This is a genomic window from Priestia veravalensis, from assembly GCF_001457055.1.
GTDB classification, from domain to species: domain Bacteria; phylum Bacillota; class Bacilli; order Bacillales; family Bacillaceae_H; genus Priestia; species Priestia flexa.
Genome location: NZ_KQ758657.1, coordinates 25,117 through 44,338, shown reverse-complemented (window position 1 = coordinate 44,338; position 19,222 = coordinate 25,117). Strand labels below are relative to the sequence as shown.

Here is a 19,222-nt window from a genome sequence, read left to right as displayed (position 1 = left end):
GATTAAAAGTTATGAACTCTCAATCGTTCAGGTATAGTAGAGGCTGAACTACTTATGTCTCAGTCTCTTTCTTGTGTCTAGGGTTTCACTTTAAATTGTTAATTGTTTTCGCTGCATCAACTGTATTTTTCAATAGCATCGTAATCGTCATTGGACCAACACCGCCTGGTACTGGTGTAATATACCCTGCTACTTCTTTTGCTGGTTCATAATCAATATCACCAACAAGCTTTCCATTTTCCATCGTGTTCCCAACGTCAATAACGATAGCACCTGGCTTTAAGTCTTCTGCTTTCACTAAGCGTGGTCTACCAACAGCAGACACTAAAATATCAGCTTGCTTGATCATTGCTGATAGGTCTTTTGTGCGTGAATGAGCAATCGTTACCGTTGCATTTTCTTGAAGAAGAAGCATAGCAACCGGCTTTCCAACAATGTTGCTGCGACCAATTACAACTGCATGTTTACCTGAAATCTCTTCACCTGAACGCTTGATTAGCTCAATGATTCCGTGTGGTGTACATGGGAGATAGCACTCGTCTCCAATCACCATATTTCCAACACTTACAGGGTGAAAACCGTCTACATCTTTTTTAGGAGAAATCGCGTTTAACACAGCTTTTTCATCAATATGATTTGGTAATGGCAGCTGTACTAAAATTCCATGTACAGCTTCACTTTCATTCAGCTGTTGAATTTCTTGTAATAATTCTTCTTGTGTAATGTTAACATCACGCTTAATTACTTCTGATGCCACGCCAATTTCTTCACATGCTTTTGCCTTAGCTTTCACATAAGAGTGTGAAGCTGGATTATCACCTACTAAGATAACTGTAAGTCCTGGTACAACACCTTGCTCTTTTAATTGTGCGACTTCTTCTTTTAAATCGGCACGTAATTCTGCTGCTACTTCCTTACCTTTAATAATCGTTGCTGTCATGTAAAACGGCTCCTTCCAAATCTTTATCTACGAATTATATTAAATAATCTAACACAAAAGTTCGTATTTTTTCAACATTTTTATAAAAAACTATTATTTTTTTATATATAATTCAAAAATAAACGGATAATATCTACAAAAAAACGTGTATGATATAAATCACACACGTCGCTTGCTCTATTCGTCATCTTCCATTAATCTTCCATAGATATGACTAACAATTACTTTTAACACTGTATAAGTTGGCAGTGCTAATAACAATCCTAAAAATCCAGCTACGCTACCCGCTATTAATAAAAGCAAAATCACGGTTACAGGATGAACGTCAAGCTTTCTTCCCATTACTTGAGGAGAAATTAAGTTACTTTCAATTTGTTGAATAATTAGTACGCCTAAAATAACGTAAAGCGCCATATACGGATCTTGAATTAATCCCATAATGACACCAGGAAGAGTCCCAATAAACGGTCCAATAAACGGAATAAGATTCGTAAATAATGCAATTAACGCTAACACAAGTGCATTATCTAACCCAATTAATAAATACCAAATATAAACGCAAACCCCAACGAACATACTGACAATAATTTGCCCTTGGATAAATGCACTCAATCCTGTATTTATCTTACTTAAAATTCCGTCGATATCATGACGATAGCGCTTTGGTGTCAAACGAACGATGCGCTTAGGTAAGTTTTCTCCATCTTTTAACATATAGAATAGTACAAACGGAACGGTAATAATGACAATAATTGTGCTTGTCAAAACGTCAAAAATCTTTAACGTACTTGTACCAATCGTCGTTGCCATATCCCCCACGTTCCCAAGTATATCAGTCAAGCGCTGCTCTAAATCAAACTTTGTTGCTTCTTCCGCAAAGCGAGCGGTGAACGGTGAATGTTGGAGATCTTTAATTAAATTCATCACGTCTTTCGCGAGCGTTGGTAGATAATTTGCTAAGGACAACAGCTGTTCTTGAATAATAGGATATAAAAATACGATTCCACCGGTTAGAAAACCAATGAATGAAAGAAAAACAAATAGAATCGCTAATGTTTTGGGGACCTTTGCTCTCATAATCAGTCGAACAATAGGGCTAAGTAAGTAATACAAAACCCCTGCGATTAAAATCGGAGCTAATATAGTTGTAATCATAACGCCAATCGGCTGTAAGATATACTGCACTTTTGACAGCATAAATAGAATTAATAATAATAATAAAATTCCTAATCCACTTTTAAAGAAACGCGGCATTTTCACACAATCTACTCCCTAATTTTATCTTAATTTATTTGTTAACTTTACTAGCTTAAAGATTCACTCCTCCTTACACATGTATAAATATATGTATTTCGTATATACGTAAATACGAACTATATTTCATCTAGTTTCATATTTTTTTAAAATTTTCACATTGTACTTTATCATACCAAATTAACAGGAAAATTCAAGAAATCCGGTCTCATCATACACAAAAAAAGAGCTGGGACATAACCAAATGGTCCTTTTAATTTGTTTCCGGAATGAACAAAAAGATATCCGATCTATCAAAAGTCGTTAACTTCTAATAGTTCGGATATCTCGTTAGCTAAAATATTTATACCCCAGCATAAAATTTGTATAGAGGTTATGAAAAATCTTTATTATATTCCATATAAACTACTTGCGTAACCAGAAAATCTTCTACGCCGTGCTTACCATCCGCTCCTCCTAATCCAGATTGTCTCATACCAGCATGATAACCTTGCATGGCTTCAAAATTTTCTCTATTTACAAATGTCTCACCAAACTTTAATTCGTTTGCTGCTTTCATTGCCTCATGAATATTATCTGTATAGATTGATGAAGAAAGACCATATTTAGAGTCGTTCCCAAGCTCTATGGCTTTATCTAGGTCGTTATAAGTCATAATTGGCAGAACTGGCCCAAACACTTCTTCCTGCATGATTTCCATATCCTGCGTCACGTTCAATAAAACGGTAGGTTCGTAAAAATAACCTTTTTCTTTCTCTAAACGTTTGCCACCTGCTTGAATTTCCGCACCTTGCTTTACTGCATTTTCCACCATCTTTTCTACTGTTTCAAGGCGCTCTTTACTAACAAGCGGTCCCATTTCAACATTTTCATCTGTTAAAGGATTTCCAATTTTCACATTGGACATTTCCTGCGTCATCTTTTTAATAAATTCCTCCGCAACGTCTTCATGAACATAGACACGTTCAGCATTTGTACAAGCTTGACCTGCGTTTGTAAGACGAGATGTTTTAATGCTTTTAACCGCAACGTCTAGATTTGCATGCTTTGTTACGATGGCTGGCGCTTTCCCACCGAGCTCTAGGTTGACTTTGGTAATGTTTTTCGCTGCTGTTTCCATCACTTTTGTACCCGCCGGAACACTTCCAGTCATTGTGACAATGCCTACTTTCGGATTACTGGCCATCGCTGTACCAATTGTAGATCCTGTTCCTGTAATAAAATTATAAACTCCTGCGGGGAGCTCTTTCATGTGTGCAATAATTTTTGTAAATTCAGCAGCTGTGTTTGGTGTTTGTTGACTTGGTTTTAAAACGATGCTACAGCCGGTAATCAATGCTGTCGCTACTTTTCGCGCTAGAATAAACATCGGAAAATTCCACGGCACTATTCCTGCTACAACACCAATCGGACGTTTGTACAAAAAGATGTTTTCATTGCGTTGATCACTTGGAATAATTTCACCTTCAATGCGACGAGCCCATTCTGACATGTAGTAAAAGTACTCAATAGCAGTATCAATTTCTCCTTCAGCTTGATCTTTACTTTTCCCTTGTTCTTCCATAAGCAGCTCCACAAAACGTTCACGCTTTTCTTTTATTTGATTTCCAAGCTTTCGAACCACTTTCCCTCTCTCTGCAGAAGGAACCTTCTCCCACTTTTTTTGTGCTTCGTATGCCGCATCGATTGCTTTGTTTGCATCTTCTTCTGTACCCTTATAAATTTTCGAAATAACTTCTTCTGTAGAAGGGTTTACTACTTCAATCAATTCACTCGATGTTGAGTCTGTATACTGTCCGTTAATATACAATTTATGCGTCATCATTTCAGGCCCACTCCCCGTTATTCATTAAATAGTTAGTATGTTCTTATTGTGTATCTTCCACTCTTTCTGAATTTTAAACATAAAAAAGCAGGGAAGGTATTAAACCTATCCCTGCGTTGTTAATGGATTCATAAATTGCTTTGTTTTTAAATTCGTTATTTTATAAGGTTCAGTAGGTGCGTGAACAAAGTGACTTTCAGGCGGTTCGACCTTTTCCTCTACCCATTGAATAAGCAGCTCGAACGCCTGATATACGTATGGAAGCATGGGTTGAAGCTTACGATTGGGATCCACATGCTCATTCCAAACAAGCCCATCAATATGATTTCCATTTTCAATTACGTAATGACGGTGCCATTTAGCTTTACCTGTTTTTTTTACTAGCTGTTCATAAGGATAAGCATGTACGCGCGGGAAAATAAGGGTATCATATGCTGCCGTTACGCTAATTAAAGGCGCGGTAAGGTCTCCTGTGTTTTCAATTTCTTTCACTTTTTCTTTAACCTTCTTTGGGCGCTTTGCATAACTATACTGTTCAAAGATATCATCACGGGAACGGTCGCGGATACCTTGCTCATTCAAAGCTAAATATTCAGGCCACTGCAGTCTTTTAGGCGCATGAGAATCAAAATGATCTCGGTAAATATTAAGCGTTAAAAACCAATAATATTGATCGTGGTAAGGCCACAAAAATTCGGTTCCTTTAGGTAATCCAGCTTCATATAAAGAATTGACTGCTGCCAAGTTCCCACCATATAGAGCAGCCTTTGCTGACTGAACAACAGTTGTAAGAGATGTAATCAAGTTAGGCTCTTCTGCTCTCCAGAGTACACCTTCCCACTCTACAGCTCCGTTAAAAAGCTTAGGCTCACCGTTTTTCCCGTCGCTTTCTATCGCATACCGAATAACGTAGCCACCATTTGAAATGCCAAGACCATATGTCGGAATCTCAGATGCTACTTGATCCGTCTTACGGTGCGTAAATAAGTATTCTTGAGCATAGCGTACCGTCGCACGAAATTGCCTATTCCATTTAGCAATAGAGGCACATTCTACTGATAGGGCATTTTTTGCTTTTGCAAACGGATCACCTTCTTGCTCCTCTCCAGGTGTTCCTTTATCAGAAGCTACAAACGCATATCCTTTAGCTAGTACGTAGTCACTAAACAATAAATCGGTTGACGTTTCGCCTCGCGTAGCCGGAATACCAGCAGCCACTAGCTTTCCATTCCAATTATCAGGAATTCGCAGAACGATATTCCCATCTTCTACTCTATCTTTGACCTGAACTCCCGTAATCCCTTGAGGTTGATACATATGATACCATCCTGTTTTTTCTTGTTCGCTCCCCCAGGAAACAGGTGCTAAACCGCTATTTCCATCAACGGTTGCCGCTGCAAGCTGAGCGGGGTTTTTCGTTGTCAACCAGTTGTCATTTTTTCCATCAAATACTTGGACATTCACACTATCAATCTCCCGTCATATTTATATGTTATGGATGATTATCTAGGTGAAAACACTATAGTTAAATTTTACCTCTTCCATCATAAAAAGTATAGGTAAAGATTATAGAGGTGGGATAAAGATGATAAACGCTTGGGAACTAAGACTTACTTTTATAAACCCTGCTGCTCAGTCGTATGAAACATGGATAGTATCTGAGTTTGACCTTATTAAAGAACAAAACGTTATATCATACAAAAATCAATGTGCTTCTATACTCGGCTCGTTCACTGTTCCTTCCAATGAGATAACGCCGCTAAAAACTGCAATTGAAGTTGACTTACTAAAAATATTTGATTGCTATTATAGTAGCTTACCCGCTAAAGAAACCTTTCTTGATACACCTATTTATATTAACGTTTTAACAAAAAATTCAGCTTATAGTACATGGAAGTACTTTAAAACACCTCGATATTACTTAGAAAAACTTCACCAGTACACCAACCATCCCGTTTACTAATTGATAAACAATCATTTAATTTATACTAATTGAAAGCGAGTGAAATGGATGTATTATTACCATTGGAGCTACCCAGACTATACTCCAAACTATCATACAATGCCTCAATACACCTACGCTGTACCAACAATCAATACGTCTTACGAAGAACCATATCGATATGACGAGAGTCAGTATGCATACTTGCCTCATCAAGCTGAATTCATACGCGCTACTAAAGACGTAGACCGCGTGATGAAAATCTTAAAAAGGCAATACCGAAGTATCTATCGTGAAGCACAGCGTGGAGGCATGGACGATAAACTAACAGAATATTTGTTTCGTTCAATTGTAAGATTTGTAGATGATAACTATAGTAGCTTTACAGGAACGATTAATCAAAAAGTTGAAAAAGCGTACCGACAGCTTCAACGAAAAGAGCCGTGGATTTTTGAGCTTATGACGTTATACAGCGTGTCCCCTGCTTCACAAGCTCGCATCACCACAACTGTTTTAACCGTCGCTTTCGAGCATCTCCGCAAGAACCCTGGACCTGGGGCACCTAACCCACGCTAAAAAAGAGGACTACAGTGTAGTCCTCTTTTTAAACGTTATGGCAGTACAGTAGCTCCCATTAAGTAATGATCTACTTGTTTTGCTACTTCGCGCCCTTCATGAATAGCCCATACAATCAGGCTCTGACCACGACGTGCGTCTCCAGCAGCAAATACCCCTTCAACATTTGTTGTATATTTACCGTACGCTGCAGCCACTTTGTTATTTTTCGTTTCAACACCTAACTGCTCAAGCACAGGTTGCTCAGGCCCCTCAAAGCCAATTGCGATAAAGACAAGCTGAGCTGGCCAAACTTTTTCTGTTCCTGGAATTTCGTTAAATGTATAACGACCGCTTTCATCAACAAGCTTCTCCATTTGAATTGTATGAAGCTCCTTTAAGTTGCCATTTTCATCAGCCACGATTTTTTTTGTTTGAATTGAATACTCTCTCGGATCATCTCCGAACTTTGCTTGAGCTTCTTCATATGCATATTCAAGGTTAAATACTTGAGGGTACTCTGGCCACATGTTATCAGATGTACGTTCTGTTGGAAGCTGAGGATGCTTACCAAATTGAACGACGCTACGACACCCCTGACGTAGTGCTGTTGCTACACAGTCTGCTCCTGTGTCCCCTCCTCCAATAACAATTACATCTTTACCTTTAGCATCAATGTACTGACCGTCTTTGAAATTGGAATCTAACATACTTTTTGTTGTCGTTGTTAAATAGTTCATCGCAAAATGAATGCCTTTTGCTTCTCTACCCTCAATGACTAAATTACGCTGCTTTTGAGCACCTGTACAAAGGATAACCGCATCGTACTGCTCTTGAAGTTCCTCGCGCGTCACATCTTTACCAACTTCTGTATTTGTGACAAAATCAATACCTTCTTGCGTTAGTAAGCGAATTCTTCTTGCGACTACCTCTTTATCAAGCTTCATATTCGGAATACCATAAGTTAACAAACCGCCAGGACGATCTGCACGTTCATATACAGTGACTGAGTGTCCAGCTTGGTTTAACTGATCTGCACTCGCTAAACCTGCTGGCCCTGAACCGATAATTGCTATCTTTTTACCTGTGCGCTTCTCTGGGATACGTGGTGTAATCCAACCGTTTTCAAACCCTTTATCAATAATTGCTCGTTCAATATTTTTAATTGAAACCGCAGGATCTGAAATAGCTAATGTACAAGACCCCTCACAAGGCGCTGGACAAACGCGCCCTGTGAATTCAGGAAAGTTATTTGTTTTCATTAAACGATCAAGCGCTTCTTTCCACTGACCTCTATATACTAAATCGTTCCATTCTGGAATCAAATTATAAATTGGACAGCCCGATGTAAAAGCGTTAATATCCATCCCCATATGACAAAATGGAGTTGCACAATCCATACATCGTGCTCCTTGTCGACTCAGTGCTTCATCAGATAAAGGAGCAGCATATTCGTTCCAGTCACTTAAACGTTTTAAAGGATCTCTTTCTTTGCCTTTTTCACGTTTAATTTCCATAAATCCTGTTGGTTTTCCCATTTTACTCTCCCCTTTCTTACTGAGCTACCGCTTCTTGTTGTTTTGAAATTGACTTTTTTTCTTGCTGTGCATTTTCTTCAAACGCGCTCATGATTGCTTCCTCTTCAGAAAGCCCCGCTTCTTTTTGTTCTTCAATTCGAGTAATCATACGCTTATAGTCATTTGGAATAACTTTTACAAACTTACTGCTCATTTGTGACCAGTTTTCTAAAATAAACGCTGCTTTTTGGCTATCTGTATATTCAAGGTGACGCTCAATCATCGCTTTTACTTCGTCAGCTTCTTGAGCTTCTAAACCTTCAAAACCAATCATTTCTTGGTTACATAGTTTCTTAAATTCTGCTTTATCATCTGCTAGTACGTATGCAATACCACCTGACATACCTGCACCGAAGTTTTTACCAACAGTTCCCAGAACAACAACTCGACCGCCTGTCATATACTCACAGCCGTGATCACCGATACCTTCTACCACAACATGCGCACCGCTGTTACGAACTGCAAATCGCTCACCTGCTCTGCCACTTACATACGCTTCACCACTTGTCGCACCGATAAACGCAACATTTCCAACAATAACATTATCACCTGAAACGATAGTGGATTGCTTTGGCGCAGATACTGTAATCTTTCCACCTGACAAGCCTTTACCGATATAATCGTTGGCATCTCCTGTTAAATGAAGCGTCATACCAGTTGGAATAAATGCTCCAAAACTTTGACCAGCTGAACCTGAGAAGCGAAGCGTAATCGTATCCTCAGCCAATCCTTTCTCACCATAACGCTTGGTGATTTCACTACCAACAACGGTACCTACCACTCGGTTTGTATTGTGAATATCTAACGAAAGATCCACTTGATATTGCTCTTCAATCGCTTGCTGTACAGCAGGTAAGATTTTTTGCACATCTAGAGACTGGTCAATTTTATGATTTTGCGGCGTCTTAAACGTACGAATACCCTCTACCTGATGTAAAAGTGTTGTCAAATCTAAATGCTGCGCTTTCCAATGTGACTGTGCACGTTCACTAACATGCAGCACATCTGTACGTCCAACCATCTCTTCTACCGTTCTGAATCCTAACTCTGCCATAATTTCACGAACTTCTTGTGCAACAAAGCGCATATAGTTTACGATATGATCTGGCTCACCTAAGAACTTTTTACGAAGCTCTGGATTTTGTGTTGCTACGCCAACAGGACATGTATCTAAATGACAAGCACGCATCATGATGCAACCTAATACAATTAGCGGAGCCGTAGCAAATCCGTACTCTTCTGCACCTAAAAGTGCTGCCATAACAACATCTTTTCCTGTCATTAGCTTTCCGTCTGTTTCTAGCACTACTTTCTCGCGAAGACCGTTTAACATTAACGTTTGGTGAGCTTCTGCTAAACCTAGCTCCCAAGGTAGGCCCGTATGTTTAATACTCGTTTTTGGTGACGCACCTGTTCCACCGTCGTATCCACTAATAACAATTACATCTGCCACACCTTTTGCAACACCAGCTGCAATCGTCCCAACACCTGCTTTTGATACAAGCTTAACGCTAATACGAGCGTTACGGTTGGCATTTTTCAAGTCATGAATAAGCTGAGCTAAGTCTTCAATTGAATAAATATCATGATGTGGCGGAGGAGAGATTAAGCCTACTCCCGGAGTAGATCCACGTACATCTGCAACCCATGGGTATACTTTGTTCCCAGGCAGCTGTCCACCTTCTCCTGGCTTAGCACCTTGAGCCATTTTAATTTGCAACTCATCAGCATTCACTAAATAGTGACTTTTCACACCAAATCGCCCTGATGCAATTTGTTTAATGGCACTGCGACGGTTATCACCGTTTTCATCAAGCTCATAACGTCTTGGATTTTCTCCACCTTCACCACTATTGCTTCTAGCACCTAATTTATTCATCGCAATTGCTAATGCTTCGTGTGCTTCTTCACTCAAAGAACCAAACGACATAGCACCTGATTTAAATCGCTTGACAATAGAATCCACAGATTCTACTTCATCGATTGAAAGAGCTGGGCGTTCTTGTTTAAAGGCAAAAAGGTTACGTAAGAACCCGATACGCTCTTCGTTTGCAGCTTCTGAAAACTGCTTAAATAAATCATAGTCACCTTTTCGACAAGCCCATTGTAAGGTATGAATCGTTTTCGGGTTAAACGCATGATGCTCACCTGTTTTTCGCCATTGGAAGTCACTTCCTGACTCTAAAGTTTGTTCGTACGCTTCAGCATAAGCTGCTTCGTGTCGTGTGCGCGCTTCTTTTCCAATGACATCTAAGCCAATTCCTCCTAACTGAGATGCTGTACCTGTAAAGTAAGCTGCAATAACTTCTTCACCGATTCCAACTGCTTCAAAAATTTGAGCTCCTCGGTAACTTTGCACAGTAGAAATCCCCATTTTAGACATTACTTTTACAACGCCTTCGGTAACTGCTTTTACATATTTCGCTACCGCTACTTGATAAGAAGTTTTTAAATTGCCAGCTGCAATTTCATAATCATACGTTGCAAACGCTAAATAAGGATTAATTGCATCTGCTCCATAACCAATTAAAGCTGCAAAATGATGAACTTCACGAACTTCTCCAGATTCAATAACTAAGCTGACTTTTGTACGACTACCACGACAAATTAAATGCTGGTGAAGAGCACTTGCAACTAATAAAATTGGCATTGGTGCACGGTTTGCATTAATCTCTCGATCACTTAAGATTAAAATACTAGCACCCTCTACGATTGCTTTTTCTGCATCGTTAAATAAATCTTCTAAAGATGCTTTCAAATCATCCTTAAATACCGTTGAAAGAACAGCACTCTTGAAACCTTTAATGCTATCTTCTTTTAATGTTTGAAGCTGTCCATTCGTTAACACTGGTGTTTCTAGCTGGATGCGACGACTATTTTCTTTTGTTGGGTGTAGCAAATTGCCCTCTGCACCTAGCAGCGTCATTGTTGACGTCACCAGCTGCTCACGAATTGCATCAATCGGTGGGTTCGTTACTTGTGCAAACAACTGTTTAAAATAGTTGAATAAGGACTGAGGACGATCTGAAAGAACTGCAAGTGGCGTATCATTCCCCATTGAACCTAACGGATCTTTTCCTTCGTTCACAACCGGCAGTAAATATTTATGAATATCTTCATACGTATAGCCAAACGCTTTTTGACGAACAACTAAGTCATCAAAAGATTCTGGCTTTTCATCAGCTGAAGCAGCTAACTTTACCATCTGCTCATCTAACCACTGCTGATACGGTTCCGCTTGCGCCATTTCAGCTTTAATTTCTTCATCTGAAATGATGCGTCCTTCTTCTAAATCAATTAACAACATTTTCCCTGGGCTTAAACGCTCTTTATAAAGAACATTGTCCTCTTCTACTGGAATAACCCCTACTTCAGAAGAAAGGATAATATAGTCATCTTTTGTCACATAATAACGCGCTGGACGCAACCCATTTCTATCTAAAATTGCACCAATTTGTTTTCCATCAGTGAATGAAATAGCAGTCGGTCCATCCCACGGCTCCATAAGAGCACTATGGTATTCATAAAATGCGCGCTTCTCATCAGACATATGAGGATTTTCAGTCCAAGGTTCTGGAATCATCATCATTGCAGCATGCGCTGGCTTTCTACCTGCTAACACAAAGAATTCAAGCGCATTATCTAGAATGGACGAATCGCTACCTTCACTATCTAAAATTGGCAGTATTTTATGAAGATCTGAACCAAAAGCTTCTGATACGAACTGCTGCTCACGTGCTTTCATCCAATTTTGATTTCCACGAAGCGTATTAATTTCTCCATTGTGAATTAAATAACGGTTTGGATGCGCGCGCTCCCAGCTTGGAAACGTATTTGTACTAAAGCGTGAGTGTACTAAAGCAAAAGGAGATGTAAAGTTTTCATCTTGTAGGTCAAGATAAAATGCATCTACTTGCTCTGGTGTTAATAAACCTTTATAAACAATCGTTCTGCTAGATAAGCTTGAGAAGTAAACGCGATTTTTACGCTCTGCTGCCCAATATTCAGCTTGTTTACGAATAATATATAGTTTGCGTTCAAACGCTAAATCATCTGTAATACTTTCATCTGCACCAATAAATACTTGGCGCACGTGCGGACAGCTTTCCTTTGCTACTTTTCCGATTTTTCCGACATTTGTTGGTACAGTTCTCCAGCCTACAAGCGTTTGTCCTTCTTGTTCAATTAAAGCATTGATATACCCTTCAATTTCTTTTTGTTCTTGCTCATTATTTGAGAAAAAGATCATACCTACACCGTAGCGACCTTTTTGAGGTAATGAAAAATCAGTACATGCTTTTGTGAAAAAGTCATGTGGAATTTGAACCATTAGTCCCGCTCCATCACCCGTTAGCGGATCACTTCCTTGACCACCGCGATGATCGAGTTGACAAAGCATATTTAGTCCTTTTTTTACGATGTCGTGCGATGCCACTCCTTTTAAGTGTGCATATAATCCGATTCCGCATGCATCGTGCTCAAACTCAGGACGGTAGAGACCTTGAGCTTTCGGCATTTGATTGTATGTCATATTTTTCTCCCCCGTTCGTTTTCTTTATCTATTTATTAAGACCACTTGTTTATATTTTAAGTTTTCAAATTAATATAAACAATATATAATTTAGATGAAACCAATCTCATTTTGATATATAGAAAAGGAGTAAGCCGATGGAACTTAGACAATTACGCTATTTTATGGAAGTTGCCAGACGTGAGCACGTATCTGAAGCAGCTGAACATTTACATGTTGCGCAGTCTGCTATCAGTCGACAAATTGCCAACTTAGAAGATGAACTGGGCGTGGAGTTATTTCAAAGAGAAGGAAGAAATGTAAAGTTAACGTCGATTGGAAAGCTGTTTCTAGAACATACAGAAACGGCCATGAAAGCAATTGATTACGCAAAGGAACAAGTGGATGAATATTTAGATCCTGAGCGAGGAACGATTAAAATTGGATTTCCTACCAGTCTATCAAGTCATCTATTGCCTACGATTATATCTGCGTTTAAAGAGAATCACCCAAACGTCGCTTTTCATTTAAGACAAGGGTCTTATAAATTTCTAATTGAATCCGTTAAGAAGCGGGATATTAATATTGCGTTTTTAGGCCCTGTACCAGTAGACGATGAAGATATTGAAGGGCACATTTTATTTACAGAAAAGATACTGGCACTTGTTCCTTCAAGTCATCCTTTAGCAACACAGGAAAATTTACGCCTCCGCGATTTACGTAACGAAGATTTCGTTTTATTCCCAAATGGATTTGTGCTTCGTAAGATTGCCGTAGATGCTTGTAAGCAAGCTGGGTTTATGCCAAATATTTCATCTGAAGGTGAAGATTTAGACGCAATTAAAGGGCTAGTCTCTGCAGGTATGGGAATTACACTTTTACCTGAAAGCACCGTTTCTGAAACAACGCCCAGGTTTACAACAAAGATTCCTATTCACACACCTGAAGTAAAACGAACAGTCGGAATGATTATTCCAAGAAACCGAAATTTAGCACCTTCTGATCAAATTTTTTATGAGTTTGTTAAATCCTTTTTCGCTATGTTAGAACAGTATAAATGAAGAAACTCTTCATTTATACTGTTCTATTTTATATATGCTTAAAAAATATTAAGTAGTTCGTTTACCATTAAGACAATAAACAATAAAATACAGACAGCTAGCATGATGTTATTCCATAACGGATTACGATACTGTTTTTCTACTCGCTTTGAATTTAAAAGCCAAAGTAGCGACAGAGCTAAAAATGGCATAAATAACGCTCCTAGCGCCCCGTATGCCATAATAAGGCCAACAGGCTTTCCAATAAACAATAAAAGCATGGAAGGAAATGTTAACCAGATTAAATACGCACGGTATGGTTTGGTTTTCTCCACGACGACCCCTGGATTTTTCGCCTCTTTTTTCATAATGCGAACAAAATCAGCAAATAGATATGGTACACCGTTCCATACCCCTAACAATGACGTAAAGGAAGCTGCCCAAAAACCGATTAAAAACAGCCAGCGCATCGGTTCATTAAAGCGCTCGCCTAGCATACTCGATAACTGAATAAGACCTTGTTCACCACTCAACGTTATGCCTGTCCCAAATAAAAACTCCGCTCCTACTACGAGAAGAGACAGCGTAAAGATAGCGGTTACAATATAAGCAACAGCTGAATCAAGGCGCATAATTGAAATCCACGAACGATGGTTCCAGCCTTTTTCACGAATCCAATATCCGTAAGAAGCCATTGTAATAGAACCACCTACTCCTCCAATTAAAGCTAGAGCGTTCATCAGCGATCCTTCAGGTACTTTTGGTACCATGCCTCCAGCAAGTGCTGTTAAATTTGGAGATAGTAATATGGCAGTGCCTACAACCGTAACAAACATGATGCCAACAAAAACAGTCATTAGCTTTTCAACCAATGCATATCTCCCATTCCAAACTAATAAAAAACCAATAAGTGCATGAATAATAGCCCAAGCCCAAAGCGGGAGCTGAGGAAATAACGCATGCATGGCTAAGGCACATGATGATGAAACAGCAGCTCCAAATACAAACCCCCAAAGGACTGAATACACTCCAAAATAGCTGGTAGCCCATTTCCCCATTGAATTCCAGCCTTCTAAAATAGTTTGTCCAGTTGACAATTGCCATCTTCCTACGCCTTCATTTAAGTAGTACTTTAAAATGGCCCCTACTACAATAGCCCATGCGAACGTCATCCCAAGCGTCGCCCCCGCTACCAATGCGGCTACTAAATCCCCTGCTCCTACACCCGTTGCAGCCGTAATCAATCCCGGACCTACTTTTGAAAGTCGACTCCTCAGCCGAGTAGGTGCTTCATTCGTATGTAATTCTACAGTCATACAATTCCCTCCTTTGTTTTACTAGACTCTCGTTATCTATTATACTATTTTTTGTAAATTTTAGAAAGTTTAGATTTTTCAACCCTTTCGATATTTTATTTATCATTGACGCTTTTTTCTTTTTTCTACTATACTGAAATGATGAACTCTTAATGAAACAAGGTGAATCTATGGACTTTAAAATTAATTTCTTATCTTTTTACGTCATCCAAGTAGATGGTAAAGACGAGCAAGCAGACAAACGCTACAAGCATTTTCAAACGCTGAATACAGAAGAATACGAAGAAAGCTCAATTAAAGACTTCTTAGACGGTGAGTTTAAAAAAATTGTTAAACGTAAGGTTGAACGCCATCCAAAAGCTGAACAAGTTCCTACAAAGCTTGGTTACTTTGTCACGGAACCTGGGCACGCATTAGATTCTAATCCTAACTATAATTTATTTCATCGCACGCGCTTTGCAACGGCAAAGGAGGAATTTGAGGAAAATAGCGAACAGTTTATTCACGCATATTTAGATACCGCAGCTGTACGAGGCGGTGCTTTTTTAGTTATATCCGCTGTACCGCGCAAATATTTCGATCAGGCGTTTGTATTTATTTTAAAATGTGATTTTGAGCCCAAAGTTGCCTCAATCACCGATGAATCAACGCTCATTCGCCATGTCGAAATGGCCATTACAACCAAGAACATGAAGTCTATTCAATACCCATACATGCCTGAAGAAGGCATGGTCGAAGAAAGCGAACTTGTCATCCACCAAGCGTCTCACGCTCGTTACTTTGAAGACTTCTTGAAATTCATTGACTACAACGAGCCGATGCCCGAGATTATGAAAACACAAGTGATGGATATGGTGCGTGAACACGTCAGCGAAACGTTTGAAGCAGAAAGCGTAGAACTCGAACAGTTTGAATCAGACATGGAACTGTGGGCAACAAGTGAAAAGCGTGAGCTTCAAGAACGTTTGGATACCCATCAAGTTATGGAAGCTGCTGCTCATATCGTCGAGCATACGCCTGATGCCGAGCTTAAAATGAAGCTTGGCGAAACGGAGATTAAAGGACTGTTAGCGGATTTCGGGGAAAATATTCACTTAGCGAAAGTGAACGGACGCTATGTGGCGTTAATTGAAGCAGAATCGATTTTGTTTGAAAAAGGCGCGTCTCCAATTGAGTTTCATAAGCCTGGGGATTTGCACGGGATTATTGAGAAAATCAGCAGTAAGCGCTGGGAAGAATGAGCCAAAAATAATAAACGGACGCATCTATTTTTTACTTTACTTGCAATACTGAACTGTTTCTGTTATTCTTAAGAAGAATTATTTTTGTTCGGTAAGGATTGACAAGTTAACAACTTTCGTCTGAAGATTTGAGCAAGAATAGTAACACAATGTGTGCAAAGCACACGAGGAGGCAACAACAATGGAACAAGGTAAAGTAAAATGGTTTAACGCAGAAAAAGGTTTTGGATTCATCGAGCGCGAAAACGGAGACGATGTATTCGTACATTTCTCAGCAATCCAAAGCGAAGGTTTCAAATCTTTAGATGAAGGTCAAGCTGTAACTTTTGAAGTAGAGCAAGGTCAACGTGGACCTCAAGCTACTAACGTTCAAAAAGCGTAATTAATACGGACATCTATGTACAGACTCTACTTGTAGAGTCTGTTTTTAATTTACATTGAAATTTGGACATAATAAAAACCCTACTCACGAATGAATAGGGAACATCAAAACACAGATAGTAACTGGTAAAGAAAATGGTAAACTTAGTATAGCATAGTATTCTTATAATACCTAATTTTTTATTACACATCTCATGATAATCAGTAACTAACCATCCACTGCGATATCCGCCCTCTCCCTCTTTCTCCTCGTCTTAACTTTCACTTATTTGTACAGTTACAATAATTTGTTTACATTCTACTTTAAATATTCTCAAAATACAGTATTTTAAGCTCATGCCTTTTTTAACTAATGGCACATTAAACAAACAATCACTACTTTAGACTCAACTGTAAGAGCTATTTCAGATGGCTCAATAGAAAATGCAGATACAAGCTTTTGGGACACGCTTGCCTCCCAAACAACTCGCCCTTCTGGAGAAGACGAGTAATAAAAATTATCACAGGAAAGCGACTGATAGGCGCTTTCCTTTTTTTCTATTTATAACAATTGTACCCTTTTCCCTTTGCTGAACTATTGATGAAAAGCCTTAGCTCCTACCTCTCCTCTCACCTTTTGCTTCCATTGCTCTATTTTTAAGTGTGATATAGCACAAAACACTCTCCCATTCTAAGTAAACATGATGAAACAATAGAAATGTTCAAAAAACATTGACTATCTTTTCTTTTGTTGATATGATTTTTCTATTGGTTTTTGAGCCAATGTTAAATTGAATATTCCCCAAGCAATGATTGTTGTGGATAACACTACAACAGGAGCAGCTTCTGGAGAGACCGCTTAGGCGGCGCCGAAGGATTCACAATCTCAGGCAAAAGGACAGAAGAGTAACGATACATACGTATGTTATTCGATGACCTATTCGAGATTGGATTCTTCCAATCTCTTTTTTTATTTTCTATATTATTTTTGAGGTGATTATTATGCAACAAAAGCGCGCTGTGGTTAGCGTAATTGGACAAGATCAAGTAGGGATTATTTCAAGCGTCACAACTGTCTTATCAAATCAAGGTGTTAACATCCTCGATATTAGTCAGACAATATTACAAGATTTCTTTACGATGATGATGATTGTCGATGTATCAGCTATTGAACTAAACTCGCTACAACATTCTTTAAATAACGTTAGCGAAGAGCTTGGTTTAAAAATTCACGTGCAGCTTGAAGAAACGTTTCAAGCTATGCATCGCGTATAAAAGGAGGAATAAATATGAGTATTGCTTTAACAGAAATGATGGAAACCATCCGAATGGTTCAAATGGAGAACCTCGATATCCGTACAGTAACAATGGGTATCAGTTTAAGAGACTGTGCTGATTCTAACTTTGAAACAATGAATCAAAATGTCTACAACAAAATTGTTTCATATGCAGGTGAATTAAAAGAAACTGCTGAACAGGTTGAAAAAGAATATGGAATTCCAATTGTAAATAAACGTATTTCAATTACTCCTATCGCAGAGATTTTAGGTCATGCAACGGTTGAACAAACAATCACGCTCGCTAAAACATTAGACCGTGCTGCACAACAGGTTGGTGTCGATTTTATCGGAGGCTTCTCAGCTCTTATTCATAAAGGAATTTCAAAGAGTGATCAAACGTTGCTAGACGCGTTACCTGAAGCTCTTAGCGTAACAGAACGCGTTTGTTCTTCAATCTCAGTAGCCACCACTCGTACCGGTATTAATATGGATGCTGTAAAACAGCTCGGCGTTATTATTAAAGAAGCGGCTAACCGTACAAAAGATCGTGATGGCATTGCTTGCGCCAAGCTGGTTGTGTTCTGTAACCCTGTTGAAGATAATCCATTTATGGCCGGGGCTTTTCACGGCTCAGGTGAAGGTGAAGTGGTCTTAAACGTAGGTGTTAGTGGCCCTGGTGTTGTTTTAAATGCACTAAAACGTCATCCTAATGCTGATTTAGGTGAGGTATCTGAAGTAATTAAAAAGACGGTATTTAAAATTACGCGCGCTGGTGAGTTAATTGGACGCGTAGTGGCTGAACGACTAAACGTTCCCTTTGGCATCATGGATTTATCACTGGCTCCTACTAATGCTATTAACGACAGCGTTGCTGAAATTTTAGAAGAAATTGGGTTAGAACGTGTGGGTACTCATGGTACAATTGCTGCGTTAGCACTTATGAACGATGCTGTGAAAAAAGGAGGCGCAATGGCTAGCTCTTACGTTGGTGGTCTAAGTGGGGCTTTTATTCCGGTCAGTGAAGATAACGGGATGATTAAAGGTATTACCGACGGTTCTCTAAATCTATCAAAACTTGAAGCGATGACCTGCGTATGTTCTGTTGGTTTAGATATGATTGCTTTAACAGGAGATGTTAGTCCTGCTACGCTTTCAGGAATGATTGCTGATGAAGCGGCAATTGGAATGATTAACAAAAAAACAACCGCAGTACGCGTTATCCCTGTTCCCGGTAAAAGTGAAGGTGAAATGGTAGAATTCGGTGGTCTTCTAGGACGAGCTCCAGTCATGGGTGTTAACCCTTATAGCTCTGAGCGATTAGTAAATCGCGGTGGACGAATTCCTGCTCCCCTACAAGCATTGATTAATTAAGTAAAAAGAGT

Annotated in this window: 14 protein-coding genes, 1 pseudogene and 1 riboswitch; of the genes and pseudogenes, 8 read left to right on the top strand and 7 right to left on the bottom strand. The window is 39.2% G+C overall.

The window, feature by feature from the left end; genetic code table 11:
- Positions 1–85 precede the first annotated feature (85 nt).
- From folD to AS180_RS12890, 4 genes are all read right to left on the bottom strand, one after another.
- The gene (folD, locus tag AS180_RS12905; protein ID WP_025908880.1) at positions 86–940 is read right to left on the bottom strand and encodes a bifunctional methylenetetrahydrofolate dehydrogenase/methenyltetrahydrofolate cyclohydrolase FolD; all 855 of its coding nucleotides are present in this window, start codon (positions 938–940) and stop codon (positions 86–88) included.
- 177 nt (positions 941–1,117) lie between these two features.
- The gene (locus tag AS180_RS12900) at positions 1,118–2,194 is read right to left on the bottom strand and encodes an AI-2E family transporter (protein WP_025908881.1); all 1,077 of its coding nucleotides are present in this window, start codon (positions 2,192–2,194) and stop codon (positions 1,118–1,120) included.
- 373 nt (positions 2,195–2,567) lie between these two features.
- Complete coding sequence (gene aldA / locus AS180_RS12895) at positions 2,568–4,019, bottom strand: aldehyde dehydrogenase (protein WP_025908882.1); 1,452 nt, start codon at positions 4,017–4,019, stop codon at positions 2,568–2,570.
- Positions 4,020–4,124: 105 nt separating this feature from the next.
- Positions 4,125–5,483 carry a hypothetical protein gene (locus AS180_RS12890; RefSeq protein ID WP_025908883.1) on the bottom strand — a complete coding sequence of 453 codons (1,359 nt, stop codon included), beginning with the start codon at positions 5,481–5,483 and terminating at the stop codon, positions 4,125–4,127.
- A 121-nt stretch (positions 5,484–5,604) separates the two neighbouring features.
- On the opposite strand from AS180_RS12890, the gene AS180_RS12885 reads away from it, so the two are divergent.
- Complete coding sequence (locus tag AS180_RS12885; RefSeq protein ID WP_025908884.1) at positions 5,605–5,982, top strand: hypothetical protein; 378 nt, start codon at positions 5,605–5,607, stop codon at positions 5,980–5,982.
- Between the two features lie 48 nt (positions 5,983–6,030).
- The gene (locus tag AS180_RS12880) at positions 6,031–6,537 is read left to right on the top strand and encodes a hypothetical protein (protein ID WP_224840366.1); all 507 of its coding nucleotides are present in this window, start codon (positions 6,031–6,033) and stop codon (positions 6,535–6,537) included.
- A gap of 35 nt (positions 6,538–6,572) precedes the next feature.
- Here the strand turns inward: AS180_RS12880 and gltD are convergent, their stop codons facing one another.
- Together gltD and gltB are read right to left on the bottom strand one after the other, a co-directional pair.
- Positions 6,573–8,054 carry a glutamate synthase small subunit gene (gltD, locus tag AS180_RS12875; RefSeq protein ID WP_025908886.1) on the bottom strand — a complete coding sequence of 494 codons (1,482 nt, stop codon included), beginning with the start codon at positions 8,052–8,054 and terminating at the stop codon, positions 6,573–6,575.
- A 16-nt stretch (positions 8,055–8,070) separates the two neighbouring features.
- Entirely contained in the window at positions 8,071–12,624 is a 4,554-nt protein-coding gene (gltB, locus tag AS180_RS12870; protein ID WP_025908887.1) for a glutamate synthase large subunit, read from the bottom strand.
- Positions 12,625–12,761: 137 nt separating this feature from the next.
- On the opposite strand from gltB, the gene AS180_RS12865 reads away from it, so the two are divergent.
- Positions 12,762–13,664, top strand: a complete 903-nt coding sequence (locus AS180_RS12865; protein WP_025908888.1) for a LysR family transcriptional regulator — start codon at positions 12,762–12,764, stop codon at positions 13,662–13,664.
- 38 nt (positions 13,665–13,702) lie between these two features.
- On the opposite strand, the gene AS180_RS12860 is transcribed toward AS180_RS12865, so the two are convergent.
- On the bottom strand, positions 13,703–14,959 hold the full coding sequence (locus tag AS180_RS12860; protein ID WP_061786198.1) for an Nramp family divalent metal transporter: 1,257 nt from the start codon (positions 14,957–14,959) through the stop codon (positions 13,703–13,705).
- Positions 14,960–15,129: 170 nt separating this feature from the next.
- On the opposite strand from AS180_RS12860, the gene AS180_RS12855 reads away from it, so the two are divergent.
- From AS180_RS12855 to AS180_RS12840, 5 genes and pseudogenes are all read left to right on the top strand, one after another.
- Positions 15,130–16,200, top strand: coding sequence for a DUF3900 domain-containing protein (locus tag AS180_RS12855; protein ID WP_025908890.1), 1,071 nt, complete (start codon positions 15,130–15,132; stop codon positions 16,198–16,200).
- A gap of 181 nt (positions 16,201–16,381) precedes the next feature.
- A complete protein-coding gene (locus tag AS180_RS12850) occupies positions 16,382–16,582 on the top strand; it encodes a cold-shock protein (protein ID WP_025908891.1) in 201 nt (66 codons plus the stop codon).
- Between the two features lie 358 nt (positions 16,583–16,940).
- Positions 16,941–17,072, top strand: a pseudogene (locus AS180_RS23570) (carboxypeptidase); the annotation flags it as partial.
- Between the two features lie 324 nt (positions 17,073–17,396).
- Positions 17,397–17,472, top strand: a riboswitch (glycine riboswitch).
- Positions 17,473–17,562: 90 nt separating this feature from the next.
- Positions 17,563–17,835, top strand: a complete 273-nt coding sequence (locus tag AS180_RS12845) for an ACT domain-containing protein (protein ID WP_025908892.1) — start codon at positions 17,563–17,565, stop codon at positions 17,833–17,835.
- Positions 17,836–17,849: 14 nt separating this feature from the next.
- The gene (locus AS180_RS12840; protein ID WP_025908893.1) at positions 17,850–19,211 is read left to right on the top strand and encodes a PFL family protein; all 1,362 of its coding nucleotides are present in this window, start codon (positions 17,850–17,852) and stop codon (positions 19,209–19,211) included.
- Positions 19,212–19,222 lie beyond the last annotated feature (11 nt).

Bases quoted from the DNA above. Each gene is read 5' to 3' on its own strand.
- folD (WP_025908880.1), bottom strand. From the start codon at position 940: ATGACAGCAACGATTATTAAAGGTAAGGAAGTAGCAGCAGAATTACGT.
- AS180_RS12900 (WP_025908881.1), bottom strand. From the start codon at position 2,194: ATGCCGCGTTTCTTTAAAAGTGGATTAGGAATTTTATTATTATTATTA.
- aldA (WP_025908882.1), bottom strand. From the start codon at position 4,019: ATGATGACGCATAAATTGTATATTAACGGACAGTATACAGACTCAACA.
- AS180_RS12885 (WP_025908884.1), top strand. From the start codon at position 5,605: ATGATAAACGCTTGGGAACTAAGACTTACTTTTATAAACCCTGCTGCT.
- AS180_RS12880 (WP_224840366.1), top strand. From the start codon at position 6,031: ATGTATTATTACCATTGGAGCTACCCAGACTATACTCCAAACTATCAT.
- gltD (WP_025908886.1), bottom strand. From the start codon at position 8,054: ATGGGAAAACCAACAGGATTTATGGAAATTAAACGTGAAAAAGGCAAA.
- gltB (WP_025908887.1), bottom strand. From the start codon at position 12,624: ATGACATACAATCAAATGCCGAAAGCTCAAGGTCTCTACCGTCCTGAG.
- AS180_RS12865 (WP_025908888.1), top strand. From the start codon at position 12,762: ATGGAACTTAGACAATTACGCTATTTTATGGAAGTTGCCAGACGTGAG.
- AS180_RS12860 (WP_061786198.1), bottom strand. From the start codon at position 14,959: ATGACTGTAGAATTACATACGAATGAAGCACCTACTCGGCTGAGGAGT.
- AS180_RS12855 (WP_025908890.1), top strand. From the start codon at position 15,130: ATGGACTTTAAAATTAATTTCTTATCTTTTTACGTCATCCAAGTAGAT.
- AS180_RS12850 (WP_025908891.1), top strand. From the start codon at position 16,382: ATGGAACAAGGTAAAGTAAAATGGTTTAACGCAGAAAAAGGTTTTGGA.
- AS180_RS12845 (WP_025908892.1), top strand. From the start codon at position 17,563: ATGCAACAAAAGCGCGCTGTGGTTAGCGTAATTGGACAAGATCAAGTA.
- AS180_RS12840 (WP_025908893.1), top strand. From the start codon at position 17,850: ATGAGTATTGCTTTAACAGAAATGATGGAAACCATCCGAATGGTTCAA.